The organism is Rhodococcus sp. Eu-32, from assembly GCF_003336925.1.
Lineage (GTDB): Bacteria > Actinomycetota > Actinomycetes > Mycobacteriales > Mycobacteriaceae > Rhodococcoides > Rhodococcoides kyotonensis_B.
Genome location: NZ_QGNK01000008.1, coordinates 117,071 through 139,533 on the forward strand (window position 1 = coordinate 117,071; position 22,463 = coordinate 139,533).

The following is a 22,463-nucleotide window of genomic DNA, read 5'->3' on the forward strand; positions in this document are numbered from 1 at the left end:
AGTACGTTTCGGCCATGACCGACTCATGCAGTAGACGGTGGGTTCTGCATCTCGACATGGATGCGTTCTTCGCGTCCGTCGAGCAGCTGACCCGTCCGACGCTGCGTGGACGGCCTGTGCTGGTCGGCGGCGCGGGTGGGCGTGGCGTCGTCGCAGGATGCAGCTACGAGGCCCGCGTGTTCGGCGCGAGGTCCGCGATGCCGATGCACCAGGCGCGACGACTCGTCGGCGCAGGTGCAGTCGTGCTGCCGCCTCGCGGTGCGCTCTACCAGGTGTTGAGCCGCCGTGTGTTCGAGAGTCTTCGCACGCGCATGCCGGTGCTCGAGCAACTGTCGCTCGACGAGGCATTCGGTGAACCGGCCGAACTCGCCGGTGCGACGGCCGCCGAGGTCGAGGAGTTCTGCGAGTCGTTGCGAGCACTCGTCCGCGAGGAAACTGGATTGATCTGCAGCCTGGGAGCCGGGTCGGGAAAGCAGATCGCGAAGATCGCGTCGGGGCTGGCGAAACCCGACGGCGTCACGGTGGTGTCACCCGGCGAGCAGACGGCTCTGATGGCCGCGCTGCCGGTACGCAAGCTGTGGGGGATAGGTCCTGTCGCCGACGAGAAGCTGCGGCGGCTCGGTATCGACACGATCGGAAAGTTCGTCGCCACACCCGAATCCGAGGTGGCCTCGATTCTGGGCGGCACCGTAGGTCCCAGCCTGCACAAGCTTGCACGAGGAATCGACGATCGAGCCGTCGCGGAACGTGCCGAGGCGAAGCAGGTGAGTGCCGAGACGACGTTCGCGCACGACCTGGTGACGCTGGCTCAGCTACGCGCCGCGGTGGACAAGAGCGCGGACGCCGCGCATCGACGGTTGCTGAAGGACGGCCGGGGGGCGCGCACGATCGTGCTGAAACTGCGCAAGTCGGATATGAGTATCGTCACCCGTTCGGTGACACTGCCCTACGCGACCGTCGACAAGCAGACCATCGTGGCGGCCGCCCAGCGGCAGGTGCTCGATCCCGTCGAGCTGGGTCCCATCCGCCTCGTCGGTGTCGGTCTGGCCGGACTGTCCGCTGTGCAACAGGGTTCGTTGTTTCCGGAGTTGGAGCACGATTCCGAGGATTCACCTCGCGAACAAACGACGGCGGCGGAAATTGTGGCTTCGGTAAGAGAGCACGGTCCGAAGTGGCACCCGGGCATGGACGTAAGGCATCCTGAATACGGACACGGGTGGGTCCAGGGGGCTGGCCACTCCGTGGTGACGGTTCGTTTCGAGACGCGATCTTCAGGACCCGGTCGTGCTCGTACCTTTGCCGAGGGAGACACGATGCTCGAGGTAGCGGACGCGCTCGGAAGTCTCGAATGAGGCTCGGGCCTCAGACGCTATTGGACGGGAGTGGAGCCTGCAGGAACGACCTTACCGGTGAGTAGGCAATTTCTGGCCGGGTGGCTCGTGTCCTGGCATAGTGGAGCCGCCTGAAACGAACGACCCGATGACCCGCCGGCGCCGACGAAGTGGCGCCGGCTACGTGAAAAGACACGCAGAAGAACTGAAGGGACAGAGCAATTGAAGCTTCGTAACACCCGACGGGCACTGGTTGCCGGCGTCGCGATCGCCGCCACGCTGACGATGACCGCATGCAGTTCCGGTGACGACGAGGGAGGAAACGACGCCACGACGTCCGCGTCGGTTGCGTCGACCACCGCTACGACCGAGGCTCAGAGCGACTACCCACCTGTTCCCACCGCCGAGGAGCTCAACCAGGAGCTTGCTCGTGGACTCGACCCGGCCGTGCCGGTCGAGGAGAAGGCTCAGCTCATTCAGGGCGCCGAGGCCGATCCCGAACTGATCAACCAGGTTGCCGCCGCGGCTGTCCAGAACGGCGCGGAAATCGTCATCACGAGTGTCGACGACCTCGGAGACGGCACGCTCAACGCGGGTGCCACCCTGACCATCGGCGGACAGGCCAACCCCGGCAACTTCACCTTCGTTGCAGAGGACGGCGTCTGGAAGCTGTCGAAGGAGAACGCCTGCAGCTTCGTCCAGCTCGCGCAGCTGACGTCGCCTGCCTGCGCATGATGCGTTAGTTTCACGGCTTCATTCGATGCCGGTGTTCGGTTCTTCACGAACCGAACACCGGCATCGGTGTTTCTACACCCCGCGGGCGACGCCGCGGATTTCGTCCACCGCGGCCTGCGCGAGCGCGGACAACGTGGCGTCGTCGACGCCGTCCTCGTCGGTCGCGACCACCTGAACGACAGTCGAATCCACGACGGCGACGACGACGTCCGACACGAGCGTGAAGCCGCTGCTCTCGATCTGCAGCCGGGCCGCCACCGACGCGTCACCTGCCGTGACGTCGCCGTCGCGGCCCGAGAGGGTGTACGCGACGTCGATTCCGTCGGCGTCCGTTCCGGTGAACGTGGCGCATTCGGCGAAGGTCGCCTGGACGGCGGCAAACGCGTCGGCAGCACCCCGATCGACGTAGCTGGCGGCGTCCTCGTCGATCGACGAGAAGTCGGGACCCGAGTAGCGCACCTCGGCCGACGCGGCCGCGTCGGCGAACTGCTGCGAGATCGGCGCCAGGACATCGGCGCAGCGCTGCGGGTCGGTGCCCGACTGGTCCGGTGCGTCGTACTCGGGCGCCGGATCGAGTCCGAGGTCCCGTACCGGGTCGGGGATGACGGTGTAGCCGGGCGGCAGCGACTCCAGCGGGATCATCGCCGACTGCAGCACCGAAGAGTCGGTGATCGGCGGACCGGCCAGCGGGTCCGGTGCGGACACTGCCGCCGGTGCAGGCGCGGTAGTACTCGGCGCGGCGTCGTCCGAGTTCGCGCCGCAGGCCGCGGACACCACCGCGCACGTCCCCAGTACCACGGCGAGGCGCAGGCGACCGGTCACGACGTCGTCCATCGCAGCGAGTCGGTGATGTTCTGTCCCAGCACGGTCGTCCCCTCGGGGTCGCTGTACTGCTGCGTACCCCCGACGGACACGTCGCCGCTCACCGGAAGTGGCTTCGTCAGGTCGAGTTCGACCGTTCCCGACCCGGACATGACGTAGGAATCGATGTTCAGACTGCCGGCTTCGTCGGGGAGGTCGAGAGTCGTCGACGCGGGGGTCTGGTCGATCTGCAGATCGACGGTGAGACGGTCGCCGTCGCGGGCGCGCAGCGTGGCCCGGGTGACCTGGTTCAGCGTCACACCACTGATGACCTGTTGTGAGGTGGTCCACACCGCGCCGACGCCGACATCGCCCTCGGGGAACGACACCGAGCGGTAGACCGCCTGATTGAGTGCCTGTTCGATCGCGGCTCTGGCCGAGTCCTGTGCCTGTTCGGAGGGTGTGATGCTCAGCGCGGTGACGGCACCGGTGTCGGTGACCGTCAACCCGGCAGCCGAACCTTTCGACGGCGCAAGAGCGTCCGTCAGGCGCTGGTCCGCCGACGTCGCCTTTCCGATGGACAGCGCGACCTGATCGCCGTCCGGCGACGCGGTCAGGGGAAGCGTCAACTCCGGAGTCGAGAAGTCCTGGACGGCCTGGTCGTCGATCTGCTGCGTCACCGTGGAGCTGGTGACGAGCTGTACCGATTGCTCGCCGTCGTACGCGGGGGTCAGCGGCGAGCGCGGCTCGGCGCCCGGGTCGACCAACGTCGTCGTCACCGGGGTGACCGGAAGAGACACGCTCGTCGGCGTCGACGTGGCCTCGGTGTCGGCGGATGCACTGTCGTCGGACGAGCTGCACGCGGTCATCACGGCTGCGGCGGCGACCAGCGCCGCGAGGGCGCGCAGGCGCCGCATCGGAGTTTCGGAAGTCGAGATCACGGGACCAGGCTACGGATGTGCGGGGCCCGGGCGCGGCCACGCGTCGGTCGAATGCCCTTCCCCGATAGGTCGGATGTTCGGCATGCACATGTGATGCTTCATGATGGAGGGGTGAGTGACGACCGTCCAGCCGACCCCAAACCCCCAGAACAGCCCGACGAGAACCCCGGCGCGGAAGCCGAGGTGGCGTCGACCAAGCCGTTGCGCACCCGGATGCTCGTCCTGATCGCCGCGGTGATCCTCGCGTTGGACCTCGTCACCAAGATCGCGGTCGTTCGATGGATCGAGCCCGGCAACCCCGTCGAGATCGTCGGCGACGTCGTGACTCTCCGTCTCGTCCGCAACCCCGGTGCAGCGTTCTCGATGGCCACCGGTATGACGTGGTTGTTGACGATCGTCGCGGTGTGTGTCGTCATCGGCGTGATCAGAATCGGGCGGACTCTGCGGTCACCGCTGTGGGCTCTCGGCCTCGGACTGGTCCTCGGCGGCGCGCTGGGCAATCTGATCGACAGGTTCTTCCGCGCGCCGGGGCCACTGCAGGGACACGTCGTCGACTTCGTGTCGGTGGGCTGGTGGCCGGTGTTCAACGTCGCCGACTCGTCGATCGTGTGTGGCGCGATCCTGCTCGTCGTGTTGAGCCTGTTCGGATTCGAGCCGAACGGCACTCGGGCGCACTCGAAGAAGTCCGCGGCAGCGTCGACCTCGGCGGCCGACGAATGAGGGAATCACGGTCGATGCCGGTTCCCGACGGCCTCGACGGAATGCGCGTCGACGCGGGCGTGTCACGGCTGCTCGGGTTGTCCCGAAACGTCGTCGCGACGCTCGCCGAGGAAGGGTCGGTCGCCGTCGACGGCACGGCGGTGGGCAAGTCCGACCGGCTTTCTGCGGGTACGTGGCTCGAGGTGGAGCTTCCCGAGCCTGCTCGGGAGCTGACGATCGAGGCCGAACCCGTTCCCGGGATGGACATCCTGTATGCCGACGACGACATCGTCGCGGTCGACAAGCCGGTCGGCGTCGCGGCGCACGCGAGTGTCGGATGGACCGGCCCGACGGTCATCGGCGGTCTTGCCGCGGCGGGCTACCGCATCTCGACGTCCGGTGCACACGAGCGTCAGGGCATCGTGCATCGGCTCGACGTCGGTACGTCCGGCGTGATGGTGGTCGCGACGTCCGAGCGCGCGTACACGATTCTGAAGCGGGCATTCAAGCAACGAACCATCGAGAAGCGCTATCACGCTCTCGTGCAAGGCCATCCGGATCCGAGCAGCGGAACGATCGACGCGCCGATCGGGCGTCACGGCAGCAACGACTGGAAGTTCGCGGTGCGCGCGGACGGTAAGCCGAGCGTGACGCACTACGACACCATCGAGGCGTTCCAGGCGGCAAGTCTGTTGGACGTGCACCTCGAAACCGGTCGTACGCATCAGATCCGCGTGCACTTCTCGGCGTTGCGACACCCGTGCTGCGGCGATCTGACGTACGGCGCGGATCCGCGGCTGGCCGAGAGGCTCGGTCTCGAGCGTCAGTGGCTGCACGCCAAGTCGCTGGGGTTCGCGCATCCATCCGACGGTCGATGGGTCGAGATCGAGAGCAAGTACCCCGCCGACCTCGAACACGCCCTCGAGGTACTGCGAAACGCATGATGCGGGTAGGTGGCCTCGTCGAGGGCGTCGTGATCGCGGCGGCTGCCGTCGGGCTGTGCGCCGTCGTCGGAATCGCGAAGCCCCTGCCCGTGGCGGGTGTGAGCACTGACCGTCTCGGACCCGACTCGGGGGAGACCGTCGCCGAGTACACCGGCCGCGCGCGCGCCGGACTGGCCGAACCGGGTGACTCCGAACCTCGTTGGGCGCTCGTGTCGTTCGACACGTACGTCTCGCCCGGACAGTCGTTCTCGGCAGCGCGGGGTGAACGGATCGCCCAGGTGCTGATCCGAGTGCCGATCGAGCGAGTACAGACGCGAGTGCTCGCCATCGGTGTCCCGGGTACGGACGCGTCCGTAAGTTCTGCGCTCGACGTCGCGGCGACGGAGCTGCATGCGGGAGTCGGGCAATGGGACCGGCAGGCGCAGATCGACGCGGCGTCGGTCACTCGTCTCGCGGCGGGGTGCGACTGTGTCGTCGGTCTCGTCGTGCGCGCGGATCCGTCCGCGCTGGCGGCGATCGAGAACGAGCCGGGCGTCCGTGCCGTCGAGGCACTGCCTGCCGATGCGCGCGCAGGTCATTTCGCGGTTCGGGCACTGCTGCCCGACTACATTGACGTCGTGGGTGCACTGCCCGACGACGGTCCGATCCCGGCGCCCTAGACACGCGGGGCTTCGGACACACCGACGACTGCGGATCTGTCGCTGCCGAGTAATAGAGTGGGGGCACTTCCGCCGACCCGCCTCGGCCGCTCGACCATCCAGCTGTACCGCTCGACCCTCAGGAGAGAACCTTCGTGGCTGACTCGTTCGTTCATCTGCACAACCACACCGAGTACTCGATGCTCGACGGGGCGGCGAAGATCGCGCCGCTGTTCGCAGAGGCGAACCGCCTGGAGATGACGGCCGTTGGTATGACCGACCACGGCAACATGTACGGCGCCAGCGAGTTCTACAACGAGGCCAAGAAGGCAGGCATCAAGCCGATCATCGGCATCGAGGCGTACATCGCTCCCGAGTCGCGCTTCAACAAGAAGCGCGTGTTGTGGGGTGACCGCAACCAGAAATCGGACGACGTCTCCGGTAGCGGCGCGTACACCCACATGACGATGGTCGCCGAGAACGCGACGGGTGTCCGGAATTTGTTCAAGTTGTCGTCCCTGGCCTCGATCGAGGGTCAGCTCGGCAAGTGGGCTCGCATGGACGAGGAGATCATCGCCCAGCACGCCGAGGGCATCATCGCGACGACGGGCTGCCCGTCGGGAGAGGTGCAGACGCGTCTGCGCCTCGGTCACGACCGGGAAGCGTTGGAAGCGGCCGCCAAGTGGCAGGAGATCTGGGGCAAGGACAATTTCTTCCTCGAGCTGATGGACCACGGTCTGTCGATCGAGCGACGTGTCCGCGAAGGTCTGTTGGAGATCGGCAGGAAACTCGACATTCGTCCGCTCGCCACCAACGACTGCCACTACGTCACCAAGGACGCGGCCGAGAACCACGAAGCGCTGCTGTGTATCCAGACCGGTAAGACGCTGAGCGACCCCACCCGGTTCAAGTTCGACGGCGACGGCTACTACCTCAAGTCCGCGGCCGAGATGCGTCAACTGTGGGACGCCGAGGTGCCAGGTGCGTGCGACAGCACGTTGCTCATCGCCGAACGTGTGCAGCCGTACGACGACGTCTGGGCTCACCGCGACCGTATGCCGATCTTCCCCGTGCCGGAGGGAGAGACGCAGGGGTCCTGGCTCGCCAAGGAGGTCGACAAGGGCCTCGAATGGCGGTTCCCGAACGGGGTGCCGCAGGAATATCGCGATCGCGCGAAGTACGAGATCAGCGTCATCCTGGAAATGGGCTTCCCGGCGTACTTCCTCGTCGTCGGTGACCTCATCGCGCATGCTCGCGACGTCGGTATCCGCGTCGGACCCGGCCGTGGTTCGGCTGCAGGCTCGCTCGTCGCGTACGCGATGGGTATCACCAACATCGACCCGCTGCCGCACGGCCTGCTGTTCGAGAGATTCCTCAACCCCGAGCGCGTGTCGATGCCCGATATCGATATCGACTTCGACGACCGTCGCCGCGGTGAGATGGTGCGCTACGCCACGGAGAAGTGGGGTAGCGACCGCGTCGCGCAGGTCATCACGTTCGGCACCATCAAGACCAAGGCCGCCATCAAGGACTCCGCGCGCGTCCAGTTCGGCCAGCCCGGTTTCGCGATCGCCGACCAGATCACCAAGGCGCTGCCGCCGCCCATCATGGCGAAGGACATCTCGGTCGCCGGCATCACCGACCCGGCGCACGAGCGGTACAAGGAAGCGACCGAGGTCCGTGCGCTCATCGACTCCAACCCCGATGTGGCGACCATCTACAAGACCGCTCGCGGGCTCGAAGGTCTGATCCGCAACGCCGGTGTGCACGCCTGCGCGGTCATCATGTCGTCGGAACCGCTCACGGACGCGATTCCGGTGTGGAAGCGCGCGCAGGACGGCGCCATCATCACCGGCTGGGACTACCCGTCGTGTGAGGCCATCGGCCTGCTCAAGATGGACTTCCTGGGTCTGCGGAACCTGACCGTCATCGGTGACGCCATCGACAACATCAAGTCCAATCGCGGCATCGACCTCGATCTCGACACGCTGGGCCTCGACGACCCGGCGACGTACGAATTGCTCGCTCGCGGTGACACTCTCGGCGTGTTCCAGCTCGACGGCAGCGCGATGCGAGACCTGCTGCGACGCATGCAGCCGACCGGGTTCGAGGACATCGTCGCCGTGCTCGCGCTGTACCGCCCCGGTCCGATGGGCATGAACGCGCACAACGACTACGCCGACCGCAAAAACGGTCGACAAGAGGTCAAGCCGATTCACCCCGAGCTCGAAGAACCGCTCGCGGAAATCCTGAAGGACACGTACGGCCTGATCGTGTATCAGGAGCAGATCATGCAGATCGCGCAGAAGGTCGCCGGGTACTCGCTCGGTCAGGCCGACATTCTGCGTCGAGCGATGGGTAAGAAGAAGCTGTCGGTGCTGGAAGAGGCGTATGCCGGATTCCGCGACGGCATGCTCGCCAACAACTTCTCCGAGCCGGCGATCAAGGCGCTGTGGGACACGATTCTCCCGTTCGCCGGGTACGCGTTCAACAAGTCGCACGCCGCAGGCTACGGACTTGTCTCGTACTGGACCGGCTACCTCAAGGCCAACTACCCGGGTGAGTACATGGCCGGTCTGCTCACCAGCGTCAGCGACGACAAGGACAAGTCTGCGGTCTACCTCGCCGACTGCCGCAAGCTCGGCATCACGGTGCTTCCTCCGGATGTCAACGAGTCGGAGCTGAACTTCGCGTCCGTCGGCAAGGACATCCGATTCGGTCTCGGCGCCGTGCGCAACGTCGGCACCAACGTCGTCGCGTCGATCATCAGAGCGCGCGAGGAGAAGAGCAAGTACACCGACTTCTCCGACTACCTGAACAAGATCGACGCGACCGCGTGCAGCAAGAAGGTCACCGAGTCGCTGATCAAGTCCGGTGCGTTCGATTCGCTCGACCATCCGCGCAAGGGCTTGATGCTCATCCACGCCGACGCCATCGATTCGGTGATGGGCACGAAGAAAGCCGAGGCCATCGGTCAGTTCGATCTGTTCGGCGGCGAGGACGCCGACGAGTCGATCAGCTCGGTGTTCAATGTCCGTGTGCCGGACGAGGAGTGGGACTCCAAGCACCGGCTCGCGCTCGAGCGGGAGATGCTCGGCCTGTACGTCTCCGGACACCCGCTGATGGGCGTCGAGCACATGCTCGCTGCGCAGTCGGACACCAACATCCCGGCCATCCTCGAAGGTGACGTCAAGGACGGAACGCAGGTCACGATCGGCGGCATTCTGGCGTCGGTCAACCGCCGCATCAACAAGAACGGTCTGACGTGGGCGTCGGCGCAGCTCGAGGATCTCGTCGGTGGTATCGAAGTGTTGTTCTTCCCGCAGTCGTACTCGGTGTTCGGCGCCGACGTGACCGAGGACTCGGTGGTTCTGGTGAAGGGTCGCGTGTCGGTGCGCGACGATCGAATCTCGATCATCGCGAACGACCTTGCCGTGCCGGATCTGTCGGCCGTCGGTGTCGCGAAGCCGTTGGCGGTCATGTTGCCGACGCGGTTGTGCACGGCCGACAAGGTCGGTGCGCTCAAGCGCGTGTTGATGAGTCACCCGGGGACGTCGGACGTGCACTTGCGTCTGGTCAGCGGCGACAAGGTGACCGCACTCAAGCTCGACGACAGTCTGCGCGTCACTCCGACGTCGGCGCTGATGGGTGACCTGAAGGCTCTACTCGGTCCCGGCTGCCTCGCCGGCTAGCGGACCGGTAGCCGGTACACGACAGTGGCCGGTGTCGACGAAGATTCGGTCGACACCGGCCACTGTCGTGCAGTCAGTTGCGCAGTTGCTCCGTCGACTTCAGAACCCACCACGCGACGACGGTTGCTGCTGCGGCACCGAGGACGGCGACCTGCAGTGACGTGGTGAGAGCGAGCGCGCCGATGAACACGAGCACACCGAAAATCAACGACTCGACCTTGTACACCGGCCACGCGGTCCCGGCGATGTCGACGGTGTGTACCTGCGCGGGCCTGCGGGTAGGGATTCGGGGGATTGCGTAGGTCATTGCGCGCTCCGTTCGGCTGTGCTGCGTACTCGCTTCAGGGTATACGCATCGCAGGTTTCGGTCTACCGAAACTTCTTCTGTCGGCGCCCTGTTTTCGCATCGATGGTCCACGACAGTTGTCCAACGGCTGCCACGGTCCATCGATGCTGGGATACTCGGGGTCATGCCATTGACAGGTGAATACGAACCGAGCACATCCGACTGGGCGCGCGAGCAGGCCGAGCTGCTGGAGGGTTCAGGCGGCACCGAGGGAACGTCGTTGCGCGGCATGCCTGTCGTGCTGTTGACGACCAAGGGCAACAAGTCCGGCAAGCTGCGCAAGACGCCGCTGATGCGCGTCGAGCACGACGGCGAATACGCGGTGGTCGCATCGTTGGGCGGCGCACCGAAGCATCCCGTCTGGTACTACAACATCGTCGCCGAGCCGCTGGTCGAACTCCGTGACGGCACCGACAACGCCGACTACACCGCACGGGAAGTCACCGGCGTCGAAAAGGCCGTGTGGTGGGAGCGGGCCGTCGAGGCGTTCCCGGACTACGCGGACTACCAGAAGAAGACGGACCGCGAGATTCCGGTCTTCGTGCTGACCCGGGTCCAGTAGTGGCGAGGAATTCGAAGCCCGGCACAGTAGCCGAGCAGCTCGTCGCGCAACTCGTCGACGCGGGGGTGCGGCGCATCTACGGCGTCGTCGGCGACAGCCTCAACCCGATCGTCGACGCGGTCCGCCGCAGCGGGGGATCGTCGGAAGGCGGCATCGACTGGATCCACGTTCGGCACGAGGAGGCGGCGGCATTCGCCGCGTCCGCCGAAGCGCAGCTGACCGGACAGCTCGCGGTCTGCGCAGGGTCGTGCGGTCCCGGCAACCTGCACCTGATCAACGGCCTCTACGACGCCAACCGATCGGGCGCGCCGGTGCTCGCGATCGCGTCGCACATCCCGAGCGTGCAGATCGGTTCGAGCTTCTTCCAGGAGACGCATCCGGACCGGTTGTTCGTCGAATGCTCGGTGTACGCGGAGTTGATCAGCACCGCCGAACAATCGCCGCGAGTGGTGCATTCGGCTGTGCAGCATGCACTCGGTGCGCCGGGCGTCGCCGTCGTGACGCTGCCCGGTGACATCGCCGACGAACCCGTGGGACGTCCGGCGCCGTCGTTCGTGAAGACGGGCACACCGTCACTTGTTCCCGACGACGCCGATGTTCGACGGCTCGCCGCCGCGATAGACGAGGCGTCGACGGTGGCGATCTTCGCGGGTGCCGGGGCGAAGGACGCGAGGACCGAATTGCTGGAACTCGCCGAGCTGCTCGGTGCACCGATCGGGCATTCGTTGCGCGGCAAGGAGTACGTGCAGTACGACAATCCGTTCGACATCGGGATGACGGGACTTCTGGGATACGGCGCTGCGCACGACGGCATCCACGACGCGGACCTGCTTCTCCTGATCGGGACGGACTTTCCCTACGATCAGTTCCTGCCCGACCGCGTGCGGACGGCGCAGATCGACAGTGCGGCCGAAAAGCTCGGTCGCAGAACGAGTCTCGATTTCGCCGTGCACGGCGATGCGAAGAGCACGCTGGCGGCATTGCTGCCCCTGGTGCAGCGCAAGTCCGACAGGTCGTTCCTGAAACGCACGCTCGATCGACACGAGACGCTGATGACGAAGGTCGTCGGCGCGTACACGACACCGGTCAAGCAACGAACGCCGATCCACCCGGAGTACGCGGCGTCGATCCTCGACGACCTGGCTGCACGCGACGCCGTGTTCACCTCCGACACCGGCATGTGCAACGTGTGGACCGCTCGCTATCTGAATCCGAACGGCAGTAGACGTTTCGTGTCGTCGGCACTGCACGGTTCGATGGCCAACGCGCTTCCCCATGCGATCGGAGCGCAGGTGGCGTTCCCGACGCGTCAGGTCGTGTCGCTCTCGGGCGACGGTGGCCTGTCCATGCTGATGGGGGAGTTGCTGACCGTCGCGATGTATCGACTGCCGGTGAAGATCGTCGTGTTCAACAACTCGACGCTGGGCATGGTCAAGTTGGAGATGCTCGTCGACGGCATTCCCGACTTCGGGGTCGATGTGCCCGCCACGGACTACGCGGCAATCGCGTCGGCGCTGAAGATCTTCTCGCGGCGCATCGAGGACCCGGCCGACCTGGAGTCGGGAATCGCGGCGGCGCTCGAACACGACGGGCCGGCGCTGGTCGACATCGTCACCGACCCGAACGCGCTGTCGCTGCCGCCGACGATCACCGGCGAGCAGGTGAAGGGATTCGCGTTGGCGATGTCACGGATGGTCATGAACGGTGGCGTCGGCGAGGCGGTGCAGATGGCCAAGTCGAACCTGCGTAACGTTCCGCTGCCGTCTCAGTTCGACCCGAGACGGTAGTCCCGACTTATCGTCGGAACTGCGCTGGTGGCAGCATGGACGGGTGTCCAACTCGCCTGAAGTAGCCGAAGCACTCACTCATCCGTTCGCGGTCACCGCGGACGACATCGATGCGGCTGCCCGGCGAATTTCGGACGTCGTCGCGTCGACGCCGCTGCAGTACTGCGAACGGCTGTCCGCTGTCACCGGCGCGCACGTCTATCTCAAGCGTGAAGACCTCCAGATCGTGCGCTCGTACAAGATTCGCGGCGCCTACAACCTGATGGCCCAGCTGACGCCCGAGGAGCTGGCCGTCGGAGTCGTCACTGCCAGTGCAGGCAACCACGCGCAGGGCGTCGCCTTCGCGTGCCGCGCGATGCAGGTGCAGGGCCGGATCTACGTGCCGGCCAACACGCCCAAGCAGAAGCGCGATCGGATCCGTGTGCACGGGGGCGAGTTCGTCGAGCTGATCGTCACCGGCGACACGTTCGACGCGGCTGCGGCGTCGGCTGCCGAGGATGTCGTCCGGACCGGCGCCACGATGGTTCCGCCGTTCGACGACCCGCGGACCGTGGCAGGTCAGGGCACGATCGCCGCCGAGATCGTCGAGCAGCTCGGCACCGCTCCCGACACGGTCGTCATGCCGGTCGGAGGAGGCGGCTGCATCGCCGGCATCTCCACGTATCTGCGCGAACGCTCCCCGTCGACGGCACTCGTCGGTGTCGAGCCGTCGGGAGCTGCGTCGATGACGGCCGCGCTCGTCGCGGGCGGTCCGGTGACGTTGTCGAACATCGATCCCTTCGTCGACGGTGCCGCCGTGCGCCGTATCGGCGACGTGCCGTACGAGGCGCTGCGATTCCTCGGCGCCGAGGTCGTCTCGCACGCGTCGCTGCCCCTCGTGACGGTGCCGACCTTCCCGCGCACCGAGAACGCGTCGGGACCGTTCTTGATGACGCAGATCGACGAGGGTGCGATCTGCACGGCGATGCTCGACCTGTACCAGAACGAGGGAGTCATCGCCGAACCGGCTGGTGCGCTGAGTGTTGCTGCGTTGAACCAGATTTCGGTCGCGCCGGGCAGTACGGTCGTGTGCCTGGTGTCCGGTGGCAACAACGACGTGTCGCGGTACGGCGAGATTCTCGAACGCTCGCTGGTGCACCTCGGACTCAAGCACTATTTCCTGGTGGATTTTCCACAGGAGCCGGGCGCGCTGCGTCGATTCCTCGACGAAGTTCTCGGGCCCGACGACGACATCACACTGTTCGAGTACGTCAAGCGCAACAACCGGGAAACCGGTGCCGCGCTCGTCGGCGTCGAGTTGGGTCATGCATCGGGACTCAGTTCGTTGCTCGAGCGGATGCGGTCGTCGCGGCTGCGCGTCGAACAGCTCGAACCGGGTTCACCGGCGTACAGCTACTTGACCTGATCGCCGGCGAGCAGGCGCTCGACCACCTTCTGGTGTAGCTCGGGTTCCACGTCGGGCAGGTTCATCAGCGCGTTCAGGTAGATCCCGTCGCCGACGAGTCGGACGATCTCGGCCGCGACGGGGTCGGTGATCTCGGCGCGAATCGCTTCGTCCCACAACCGCATGACCTCGGTCACGGCATCCTGGATCTCGCCGGGCGCGCCGTCGATGCTGCGCAGCACCGCGAGAGTCGATCGAAACAGAGCGATCTCTTTCTCCGAGATGGTCTCCGGCGGTTGCAGGTACCACTGAGCGACGGTGGTTCCGCCCTGCTCGGCCTGCGCTCGCTGTGCGTCGGAACGGTCGCCGAGCCGTCGCACCATCGCCGCGATCATCGCGTCCTTGGTGTTGAAGTGATAGAGCAGCCCGCCCTTGGACACCCCGGCCTTCGCCGCGACGGCCTCCAGCGTCACCTTCGTCGATCCCTCGTCCAGCAGGAGCTCCTCGAGCGCGTCGAGTATTCGGTCTCGTGTGTCGCGTGACATACCGCCAGTGTAAACGACTGTACCGGCTGGACGGTCAGCTGCTACGCTCGGTGACTGTACCGGCTGGACGGTCGAGTCGCCGGAGTCATCCAAGGAGAACAAGTGAGTGAGTTGCGCACGCACGACGTGCAATCCGACGTCACGACTATGGCGACGAAGAAGGACTGGATCGGGCTGATCGTGCTCGCGTTGGCGGTGCTGCTGATCGCGGTCGACGGCACCGTGCTGGACCTTGCATTGCCGTTCATCAGCGCCGACCTGGCGCCGACGAGTAATCAGCTGTTGTGGATCATCGACGTGTATTCGTTCGTGCTCGCCGGCCTCCTGATCACGATGGGCACGTTGGGTGACCGCATCGGCCGGCGAAAACTCCTGCTCCTCGGCGCTGCGGGGTTCGGTGTCGCGTCCGTCGTTGCCGGACTGTCGACGAGCCCCGACATGCTGATCGCGGCCCGTGTCCTGCAGGGGTTGTCCGGTGCGACGCTGATGCCCGCGACGCTCGGCCTGATCAGAACGATGTTCGCCGACGCTCGGCAACGCACCACGGCCATCGGTGTCTGGGGTGCGATGGCGGGCGGTGGGGCCGCGGCGGGTCCGCTCGTCGGCGGCTGGATCCTCGAGCACTTCTGGTGGGGAGCGGTGTTCCTGATCAACATCCCCGTCATGGTCCTGCTGATCCTGTTGGGGCCGTTCGTGATTCCCGAGTCGAAGGATCCGAACCCGGGCAAGTTCGATCTCGTGAGCGCGGCTCTGTCGATGCTCGCACTGGTGCCGCTGGTGTACGCCGTCAAGGAAACGGCGACGCACGGAGTCAGTGTGGTGAACGTGCTCGCCGCGGTGGTCGGCGTCGCCGCGGGCGTCGTGTTCGTCCGACGTCAGCGCATGCTCGACGACCCGATGATCGACCTGCGGTTGTTCTCGAACCCCGCGTTCTCGACGGCTGTCTTCACGAATTTCCTTTCGGTGTTCGCGCTCGCGGGTGTGCTCTTCTTCGGTGCGCAGTACCTGCAGCTGGTGCTCGGGTACAGCCCATTGGAAGCAGGGTTGTTGATGTTGCCGGGTACGGCGTCGAGCATCGTGATGTCGTTGATGGCCGCGTACCTGGTCCGAATCTGGCGTCCGGGAACGGTCTTGGCAGGTGGCCTCGCTCTGTCGGCATTGGGCCCGGCACTGCTGTACGGCTTGGGGGTGAGCAGCGGTCCGGCGTTGTTCGTCGGTGGCTTCGTCCTCATCGGCGTCGGTGCCGGTGTCGCGCTGACGTTGACGTCGGACCTCGTCGTGGGCGCTGTCCCGCCGAAGAAGGCGGGCGCCGCGTCGGCGGTGTCCGAGACCGCCTACGAACTCGGCATCGCACTGGGTGTTGCGGTTCTCGGTACCGTCGTCATGTCGTTCTTCCGTCGTGGACTCGACGTGTCGGGGCTGGACTCGGCGCAGGCCGCGACGGCGCAGGAGACGCTCGGTGGTGCCGTCGAGGTCTCCCGGAGCCTGCCGGAGCAGGCCGCCGCCCTGTTGGCCGATTCTGCGCACACCGCGTTCGTGACGGGTATGCACGTGGCTTCGGTGGCGACGGCCGTACTGCTGGCGCTGACGGCGGTTGTCGTCGCGGTGCGCTTACGCACCCGTGCGCGCGTGGTTGGCCCAGGGGCCGACTAAGCGCGCACGGGCGGCGAAGCCGCCAAGACCGTGAACGAATGACCGGGAACTCGCGTCGCGGCACCGGTTTCGTCCGAGATCGGCGGCTCCCACGACAGCAGTGGGGTGCCGCCGACCGGGACGGTCACCGTGTCGGGGGACAGGTTGCAGACCACGCGGAGCGACCCGCGATGCAGGACGATCCATTGCTCGTCCTCGTCGTAGTCGACCGTCAGGTTCTGGAGCCAGGGATCGGTGAGGTCCGCGTACTGCTTACGGAGAGACAGCAATCCGCGGTACGTCTCGAGCAGGCGCGCGTGGTCGCCGTCACCGAGTTCGGACCAGTCGAGCTTGGACCGCAGGAATGTCTGCGGGTCCTGCGGGTCGGGAATGTCGTCGGAATCCCAACCGTGCTCGGCGAATTCGGCTTTGCGACCTTCCGCCGTCGCCTTCCCCAATTCGGGTTCGGGATGCGAGGTGAAGAACTGGAACGGCGTCGACGCGCCCCACTCCTCGCCCATGAACAGCATCGGGGTGTACGGAGAGGCAAGCACCAGTGCAGCTTTCACCGCCAACTGCCCGGGCGTCAGGTAGAAGCCGGGGCGATCGCCTGTCGCCCGGTTGCCGACTTGGTCGTGCGTCGTCGTGTACGTGACGAACGAGCTCGCCGGTATCCGTCGCGTGTCGACCGGCCTGCCGTGCCTGCGCCCTCGGAAACTCGAGTACGTTCCGGCGTGAAAGAAGCCCTGCCGCAACGTGTTCGCGAGACCCTTGAGCGAGCCGAAGTCGCCGTAGTATCCCTGCCGCTCGCCCGACACCGCAGCATGGATCGCGTGGTGCAGGTCGTCGTCCCATTGTGCGTCGAGACCGTAGCCGCCGCCCGAGCGAGGCGTGATCAGTGTCGGGTCGTTCAGGTCGCTCTCCGCGATGAGAGTGAGCGGGCGTCCGAGGTGCGCCGACAGGCGACGGGTCTCGATGGCCAGTTCCTCGAGCAGATGCACCGCCGTGGTGTCCGCGATGGCGTGCACCGCATCGAGCCGCAGTCCGTCGATGTGGAACTCGGAGAACCAGCGCAGCGCGTTCTCGATCGCGTACCGCCGGACATTGCCGGACTCGGCGCCTGCGTAGTTGATGGTCTGGCCCCACGTGTTGGCGCCCTGGGACATGTACGGACCGAACCGCTCGAGATAGTTTCCCGACGGCCCGAGGTGGTTGTAGACGACGTCGAGCACGACGCCCAGACCGCGGGCATGACACGCGTCGACGAGTCGTTGCAACCCGTCGGGCCCGCCGTACGCCTCGTGGACGGTGTACCAGAGGACGCCGTCGTAGCCCCAGTTGTGGGTACCGTTGAATCCGTTGACGGGCATGATCTCGACGAACGTCACGCCGAGATCGACCAGGTGATCGAGCTTGTCGACGGCCGCGTCGAACGTGCCCTCGGGTGTGAACGTGCCGATGTGCAGTTCGTACACCACACCCCCCGGCAGCTGCCGACCGGTCCATGCCGAATCCGTCCAGACCGAGGGGTCGACGCAGTGCAGTTGCGACAGCTCGTGCACCCCCTCGGGTTGGCGCGGCGAGCGTGGGTCGGGGATCACGGCGTCGTCGTCGTCGAGCACGAAGCCGTACCGGCTGCCCAGTGATGCGTCGGCGTCGACGAACCACCATCCGCCCTCACGCTTCTGCATCGAGTGCAGCTCCCCGTCCAGGTGCAGGCGGACGGTGTCGGGTGTCGGTGCCCAAACCTCGAAGCGGTGCGTCATCGGTCGGTGTCTCCTACGTTCTCGCGGACCAGGAGCGCCACGGGGAGCGCTGCGAACAGTTCGGTGGCGGATGCCTGCGCGGTGTACACCGTGTCGGTGAGGCGATCGCGCCACTGTCCCTGCGGGAGTACCACGGTGGTGTCTCCCCAATCCTCGTTCTGCAGGGTCGACGAGTGACGCGTTGCGAGTGCCATCACGTCCGGCTCACCCTGCTGCGGCCCGCGAGAGAATCCGACGACGTGTGCCGATGCCGATCCCGTCGCGTACACGGGCGCGTACGTTCCGCCGACGAAACTCGCGGGACGTTCCCGACGCAGACGCAGCGCTGCCCGTACGACGCGGAACTTCGATGCCGCATCGGTGGTTGCCGATGGAACATCGTTGCCGGACAACAACTCTCGCCGAATCCGATAGTCCACCGGTCGCCGGTTGTCCGGATCGACCAGGGAGTCGTCCCACAGTTCGGTGCCCTGGTAGACGTCGGGAACGCCGGGTCCGACGAGCTGAAGAAGCTTCTGCCCCAGCGCGTCGCTGCGTCCGTGTACGTCGACTCGCGCGACGAGCATGGTCATCGAGTCGGCGACCGATCCCTGCATCACCGAGTCGAGCCATTCGTGCACCGACGACTCGAACGTCTCGTCGACGTCGTTCCATCCCGTGCGGAGGTTGGCTTCGCGCATCGCCTTCTCCGCGTACGCGTGAATCCGCTCGCGTAGTGAGTCGTCGATGGCGCCGTCGACCGGCCAGACGCCGAAGAGGTTCTGCCACAGGAAGAGTCCGGTCGCGCCGTCCGGACTGGGAATCATCTCTTCCCAGTCCGCGACGCAGCGTGCCCACAGTTCGGGAATTTGGGACAGGACGCCGATGCGTGCTCGGACGTCCTCCCCGCGCTTGGTGTCGTGCGTCGACAGGGTGGTCATCGCCGCAGGCCAGCGGTCCGCGCGATCGGCGTTCGCCAGATGGAACTGCGCGGGCGCGACACCGAAGATCGCCGGATCACCGCCGACTTCCTGCAGCGAGATCAGCCGGGTGGCCCGGTAGAACAGGCAGTCCTCGACGCCTTTGGCTGTGACCGCACCGCACACCTGCTCGAACCTGACCGCCGACTCACCGTTCGCCACCAGAGCCGTTGCGACAGCGTCGAGTCCGGCTTCGAGGTCGGGTCTGTTTTGCAACACCGTCCCGATGACGCGGGGGATCGTTCCCGCGAGGGGTGCGTAATCGGATCGGTAGTACGGCATGTGCGCCACCAGAGCGACGACGGCGTCCGTGACGGCCTCGGCGGAGATGTCCGCCTGTGATTCGCGCAGGATCGCGCGGGTAAGCCGTCGTACTTCGGGTGCCAGATCGCCTTGCGCGACAGCCGCTTTGAGCTCTCGCTCCGTGGCATGCAGCCACTCCGGATCACTCGCGCTGCCCGTACGTGACTGCGACAGCTCGCCCAGCGCCGTGGCGCCTGCCGGATCGACGAACACGCCGCCGACGTCGGCAAGCGCGTCGTAGCCGGTCGTGCCGTCGACGGGCAGTGACGTGTCGAGCGGCTCGCCCCGCGCCAGGATCTTCTCGATGACGAGCCAGCGATCCTCGCCCATCAGCTCACGCAGCTCGGTCAGGTAGCCTCCGGGATCCGCGAGACCATCCGGATGGTCGACGCGTAGGCCGTCGACGAGATCGTCCGTCATCCACGACGCGATCTCCTTGTGGGATTCGGTGAAGACGTCGTAGTCCTCCTGCCTGAGCCCGGCGAGGCCGTTGACGGAGAAGAAACGGCGGTACCCGACGAGTCCGGCCCGCCAACTGACCAGTCGATACGCCTGACGGTCGTGGATCGTGGTCGCGTCACCGTCGTCGGTGCCGTCGGCGATGGGGAATCGGTGGTCGTAGTAGGCGAGCAGTGGCGCATCACCGGTACGGTCGATCGTCAGCTCGTCCACATCGGAGTCCGAGCCGAGGATCGGCAGCGCGATCTTGCCGTCCACCCCGTTGTCGTCGGCCCAGTCGATGTCGAAGAAGCCGGCGTACTGCGACGCGCGACCGTTCCGCAGTACGTCCCACCACCACGCATTCTGCCGGGGATCCTCGACTCCGACGTGGTTGGGCACGATGTCGACGACGACGCCCATCCCGCGCGAACGCAGTTCGGCCGTCAGCGCTTCCAGTGCCGCTCGCCCGCCGAGGTCGGGGGAGACGATCGTCGGATCGACGACGTCGTATCCGTGTGTCGAGCCCTTGGTCGCGGACAGGACGGGGGACAGGTAGGCATGGCTGACGCCGAGGTCGTCGAGATAGTCGACGATTCCTCGGGCATCTTCGAGCGTGAACCCGTCCCCGCGCAGCTGTAGTCGATACGTACTGGACGGGATCGTCATGGGGTCAGTCCGTCTTTCGTAGAACGAGGAGTGACCGGGCGGCCACCTCGACGTGTGTACCCGCTTCGATGACATTCTCACTCACGCCGTTCGGCACGGCCGTGTCGAGCGCGACGGTCCATTCCTTGGCGTAGGCGCCGTCCGGCGTCAGGAAGTCGAGTGCCTCGTGATGTGCGTTGAAGCACAACAGGAACGAGTCGTCGACGACGCGTTCGCCGCGCTGGTCCGGCTCGGGAATACCCTCACCGTTGAGGAAGACGGTGAGGCTCTTGCCGAAGCCGCTGTCCCAGTCCTCGGGCGTCATCTCTTCGCCCGACGGCGTCAGCCAGGCGATGTCGCGCGCTTGCTCGCCACTACGAATCGGCCTGCCCTCGAAGAAGCGTCGACGACGGAAAACCGGATGGTCGTTGCGTAGCGCGATCGCGGTCTTGGTGAACTGCAACAGGTCCGCGTTGCTCTCGGCGAGAGACCAGTCCATCCACGCCAATTCGGAGTCCTGGCAGTAGACGTTGTTGTTGCCCTGCTGGGTGCGCCCGAATTCGTCGCCGTGCGCGAGCATCGGCGTTCCCTGACTCAGCAGCAGCGTCGCCATGATGTTGCGGATCTGCCGTCCGCGGAGTTCGAGAATCTCGGGGTCGTCGGTCGGGCCTTCGACGCCGCAGTTCCACGATCGGTTGTGGCTCTCGCCGTCGTTGTTGTCCTCTCCGTTGGCCTCGTTGTGCTTCTCGTTGTACGAGACCAGGTCGTGCAGGGTGAAGCCGTCGTGCGCGATCACGAAATTGATGCTCGCGCCGGGACGACGCCCGGTTGCCTCGTACAGGTCGGACGACCCGGTGAAGCGAGAAGCGAACTCGCCCAACGTCGCCGGCTCGCCGCGCCAGTAGTCGCGGACGGTGTCGCGGTACTTGCCGTTCCATTCCGTCCAGAGTCCGGGGAAGTTGCCGACCTGATAGCCGCCCTCGCCGACATCCCACGGCTCGGCGATCAGTTTGACCTGGCTGACGATCGGGTCCTGCTGGACCAGATCGAAGAAGGCGCTCAGGCGATCGACGTCGTGGAGTTCGCGAGCAAGCGTCGACGCGAGGTCGAAGCGGAAGCCGTCGACGTGCATCTCGGTCACCCAGTACCGCAGCGAATCCATGATCAGCTGCAACGTGTGCGGATGGCGGGCATTGAGGCTGTTGCCGGTGCCGGTGTAATCCATGTAGTGAAACGGGTCGCCGTCGACCAGGCGGTAGTAGGCGGCGTTGTCGATGCCGCGGAAGCTGATGGTCGGGCCCATGTGGTTGCCCTCGGCGGTGTGGTTGTAGACCACGTCCAGGATGACTTCGATGCCCGCATCGTGAAATGCGCGCACCATGGCCTTGAACTCGCTGACGGCCGCGCCTGCGTTCGGGTTCGAGGCGTAGTCCGCGTGCGGCGCCAGGAAACCGAATGTGTTGTAGCCCCAGTAGTTTCGCAGACCTTTGTCCAGCAACGTCTGATCCTGCATGAACTGGTGCACCGGCATGAGCTCGATCGCCGTGATTCCCAGATCGAGCAGGTGATCGATGATCGCGGGGTGCGCGAGACCGGCGTACGTGCCGCGGAGCGACTCGGGTACGTCCGGGTGCGCGACCGTCATGCCCTTGACGTGTGCCTCGTAGATGACGGTCTCGTGGTACGGGCGTTTCGGCGCGCGGTCGTTCTGCCAGTCGAAGAACGGGTTGATGACGACGGTCGTCATCGTGTGGCCGAGCGAGTCGTGCTGCGGGAAGTCGTCGCGCGGCGTCTCGTCGTGCGCGACGGGGTCGATGTCGACGATCTCCCCGTCGGGATCGACGAGATCCTCGCCGTCCTCGAACGGCTTCTCGTCCGTGTCCGGTTCCGCCGGAGTCTCGGGTGCCGGGGCGTCGAGACTGTAGGAGAACAGCGACCGGTCGCCGTCGAAGTCACCCTCGAACGCCTTGCCGTACGGGTCGAGCAGAAGCTTGCTCGGGTCGCAACGGTGTCCGTTCGCCGGATCCCACGGTCCGTGTACGCGGTACCCGTACTTCTGGCCCGGCACGACCGACGGGAGGTACGCGTGCCAGACGAATCCGTCGGATTCCTCGAAGCGGACGCGTGTCTCGGTTCCGTCGTCGGCGATGAGGCACAGGTCGACTGCTTCGGCCACTTCGGAGAACAACGCGAAGTTGGTCCCGGCACCGTCGTAGGTGGCTCCCAGCGGATAGGCGGACCCCGGCCAGATTTCGATCGCGGGTGATTCGGTGGCGGTGTCCTCAGGCATGGATCAACCCTACTGTGGCCGG

17 protein-coding genes are annotated in these 22,463 nt (G+C 65.9%); 10 read left to right on the top strand and 7 right to left on the bottom strand.

Features of this window, described 5'->3' with window-relative positions; translation table 11 throughout:
- The first annotated feature begins 14 nt into the window (after nucleotides 1–14).
- Both DK926_RS12020 and DK926_RS12025 read left to right on the top strand, forming a co-directional pair.
- Entirely contained in the window at nucleotides 15–1,352 is a 1,338-nt protein-coding gene (locus tag DK926_RS12020) for a DNA polymerase IV (RefSeq protein ID WP_114330578.1), read from the top strand.
- A gap of 201 nt (nucleotides 1,353–1,553) precedes the next feature.
- Nucleotides 1,554–2,066: a hypothetical protein gene (locus tag DK926_RS12025; protein ID WP_068420701.1), complete on the top strand. Its 513-nt coding sequence runs from the start codon at nucleotides 1,554–1,556 to the stop codon at nucleotides 2,064–2,066.
- A gap of 72 nt (nucleotides 2,067–2,138) precedes the next feature.
- Here the strand turns inward: DK926_RS12025 and DK926_RS12030 are convergent, their stop codons facing one another.
- Together DK926_RS12030 and DK926_RS12035 are read right to left on the bottom strand one after the other, a co-directional pair.
- Nucleotides 2,139–2,888: a hypothetical protein gene (locus DK926_RS12030; protein WP_243636766.1), complete on the bottom strand. Its 750-nt coding sequence runs from the start codon at nucleotides 2,886–2,888 to the stop codon at nucleotides 2,139–2,141.
- Nucleotides 2,885–3,808: a hypothetical protein gene (locus tag DK926_RS12035; RefSeq protein ID WP_243636767.1), complete on the bottom strand. Its 924-nt coding sequence runs from the start codon at nucleotides 3,806–3,808 to the stop codon at nucleotides 2,885–2,887. Before DK926_RS12035 ends, DK926_RS12030 begins: the two co-directional genes overlap by 4 nt.
- A 213-nt stretch (nucleotides 3,809–4,021) precedes the next feature.
- On the opposite strand from DK926_RS12035, the gene lspA reads away from it, so the two are divergent.
- From lspA to dnaE, 4 genes are all read left to right on the top strand, one after another.
- Complete coding sequence (gene lspA, locus DK926_RS12040; protein ID WP_243636775.1) at nucleotides 4,022–4,528, top strand: signal peptidase II; 507 nt, start codon at nucleotides 4,022–4,024, stop codon at nucleotides 4,526–4,528.
- Entirely contained in the window at nucleotides 4,525–5,451 is a 927-nt protein-coding gene (locus DK926_RS12045; RefSeq protein WP_068420709.1) for an RluA family pseudouridine synthase, read from the top strand. Before lspA ends, DK926_RS12045 begins: the two co-directional genes overlap by 4 nt.
- Nucleotides 5,448–6,110 carry a hypothetical protein gene (locus tag DK926_RS12050; RefSeq protein WP_240930843.1) on the top strand — a complete coding sequence of 221 codons (663 nt, stop codon included), beginning with the start codon at nucleotides 5,448–5,450 and terminating at the stop codon, nucleotides 6,108–6,110. Before DK926_RS12045 ends, DK926_RS12050 begins: the two co-directional genes overlap by 4 nt.
- A 134-nt stretch (nucleotides 6,111–6,244) precedes the next feature.
- The gene (dnaE, locus tag DK926_RS12055; protein WP_114330582.1) at nucleotides 6,245–9,781 is read left to right on the top strand and encodes a DNA polymerase III subunit alpha; all 3,537 of its coding nucleotides are present in this window, start codon (nucleotides 6,245–6,247) and stop codon (nucleotides 9,779–9,781) included.
- A gap of 73 nt (nucleotides 9,782–9,854) precedes the next feature.
- On the opposite strand, the gene DK926_RS12060 is transcribed toward dnaE, so the two are convergent.
- Nucleotides 9,855–10,088, bottom strand: coding sequence for a hypothetical protein (locus DK926_RS12060; protein ID WP_114330583.1), 234 nt, complete (start codon nucleotides 10,086–10,088; stop codon nucleotides 9,855–9,857).
- A 163-nt stretch (nucleotides 10,089–10,251) separates the two neighbouring features.
- Here DK926_RS12060 and DK926_RS12065 point away from each other — a divergent pair, with 163 nt between their 5' ends.
- From DK926_RS12065 to ilvA, 3 genes are read left to right on the top strand one after another with little or no spacing between them, the layout of a single operon-like run.
- A complete protein-coding gene (locus DK926_RS12065) occupies nucleotides 10,252–10,689 on the top strand; it encodes a nitroreductase family deazaflavin-dependent oxidoreductase (RefSeq protein ID WP_114330584.1) in 438 nt (145 codons plus the stop codon).
- The gene (locus DK926_RS12070; protein ID WP_114330585.1) at nucleotides 10,689–12,476 is read left to right on the top strand and encodes a pyruvate dehydrogenase; all 1,788 of its coding nucleotides are present in this window, start codon (nucleotides 10,689–10,691) and stop codon (nucleotides 12,474–12,476) included. The genes DK926_RS12065 and DK926_RS12070 overlap by 1 nt, the downstream gene beginning before the upstream one ends.
- A gap of 43 nt (nucleotides 12,477–12,519) precedes the next feature.
- A complete protein-coding gene (ilvA, locus tag DK926_RS12075; protein WP_114330586.1) occupies nucleotides 12,520–13,881 on the top strand; it encodes a threonine ammonia-lyase IlvA in 1,362 nt (453 codons plus the stop codon).
- Here the strand turns inward: ilvA and DK926_RS12080 are convergent.
- A complete protein-coding gene (locus DK926_RS12080; protein ID WP_114330587.1) occupies nucleotides 13,869–14,405 on the bottom strand; it encodes a TetR/AcrR family transcriptional regulator in 537 nt (178 codons plus the stop codon). The two genes, ilvA and DK926_RS12080, sit on opposite strands and share 13 nt — an antisense overlap.
- 147 nt (nucleotides 14,406–14,552) lie before the next feature.
- Here DK926_RS12080 and DK926_RS12085 point away from each other — a divergent pair, with 147 nt between their 5' ends.
- A complete protein-coding gene (locus DK926_RS12085; protein WP_114330675.1) occupies nucleotides 14,553–16,058 on the top strand; it encodes an MFS transporter in 1,506 nt (501 codons plus the stop codon).
- Here the strand turns inward: DK926_RS12085 and treZ are convergent.
- Genes treZ through glgX form a run of 3 tightly spaced genes read right to left on the bottom strand, consistent with a single transcriptional unit; the run spans nucleotide 16,055 to nucleotide 22,441 of the window.
- Nucleotides 16,055–17,803 (bottom strand): malto-oligosyltrehalose trehalohydrolase, encoded by a 1,749-nt coding sequence (gene treZ / locus DK926_RS12090; protein ID WP_114330588.1) that lies wholly within the window; start codon nucleotides 17,801–17,803, stop codon nucleotides 16,055–16,057. The two genes, DK926_RS12085 and treZ, sit on opposite strands and share 4 nt — an antisense overlap.
- The gene (treY, locus tag DK926_RS12095; RefSeq protein WP_114330589.1) at nucleotides 17,800–20,172 is read right to left on the bottom strand and encodes a malto-oligosyltrehalose synthase; all 2,373 of its coding nucleotides are present in this window, start codon (nucleotides 20,170–20,172) and stop codon (nucleotides 17,800–17,802) included. Before treY ends, treZ begins: the two co-directional genes overlap by 4 nt.
- Before the next feature lie 4 nt (nucleotides 20,173–20,176).
- The gene (glgX, locus tag DK926_RS12100) at nucleotides 20,177–22,441 is read right to left on the bottom strand and encodes a glycogen debranching protein GlgX (RefSeq protein ID WP_114330590.1); all 2,265 of its coding nucleotides are present in this window, start codon (nucleotides 22,439–22,441) and stop codon (nucleotides 20,177–20,179) included.
- Nucleotides 22,442–22,463: the final 22 nt, after the last annotated feature.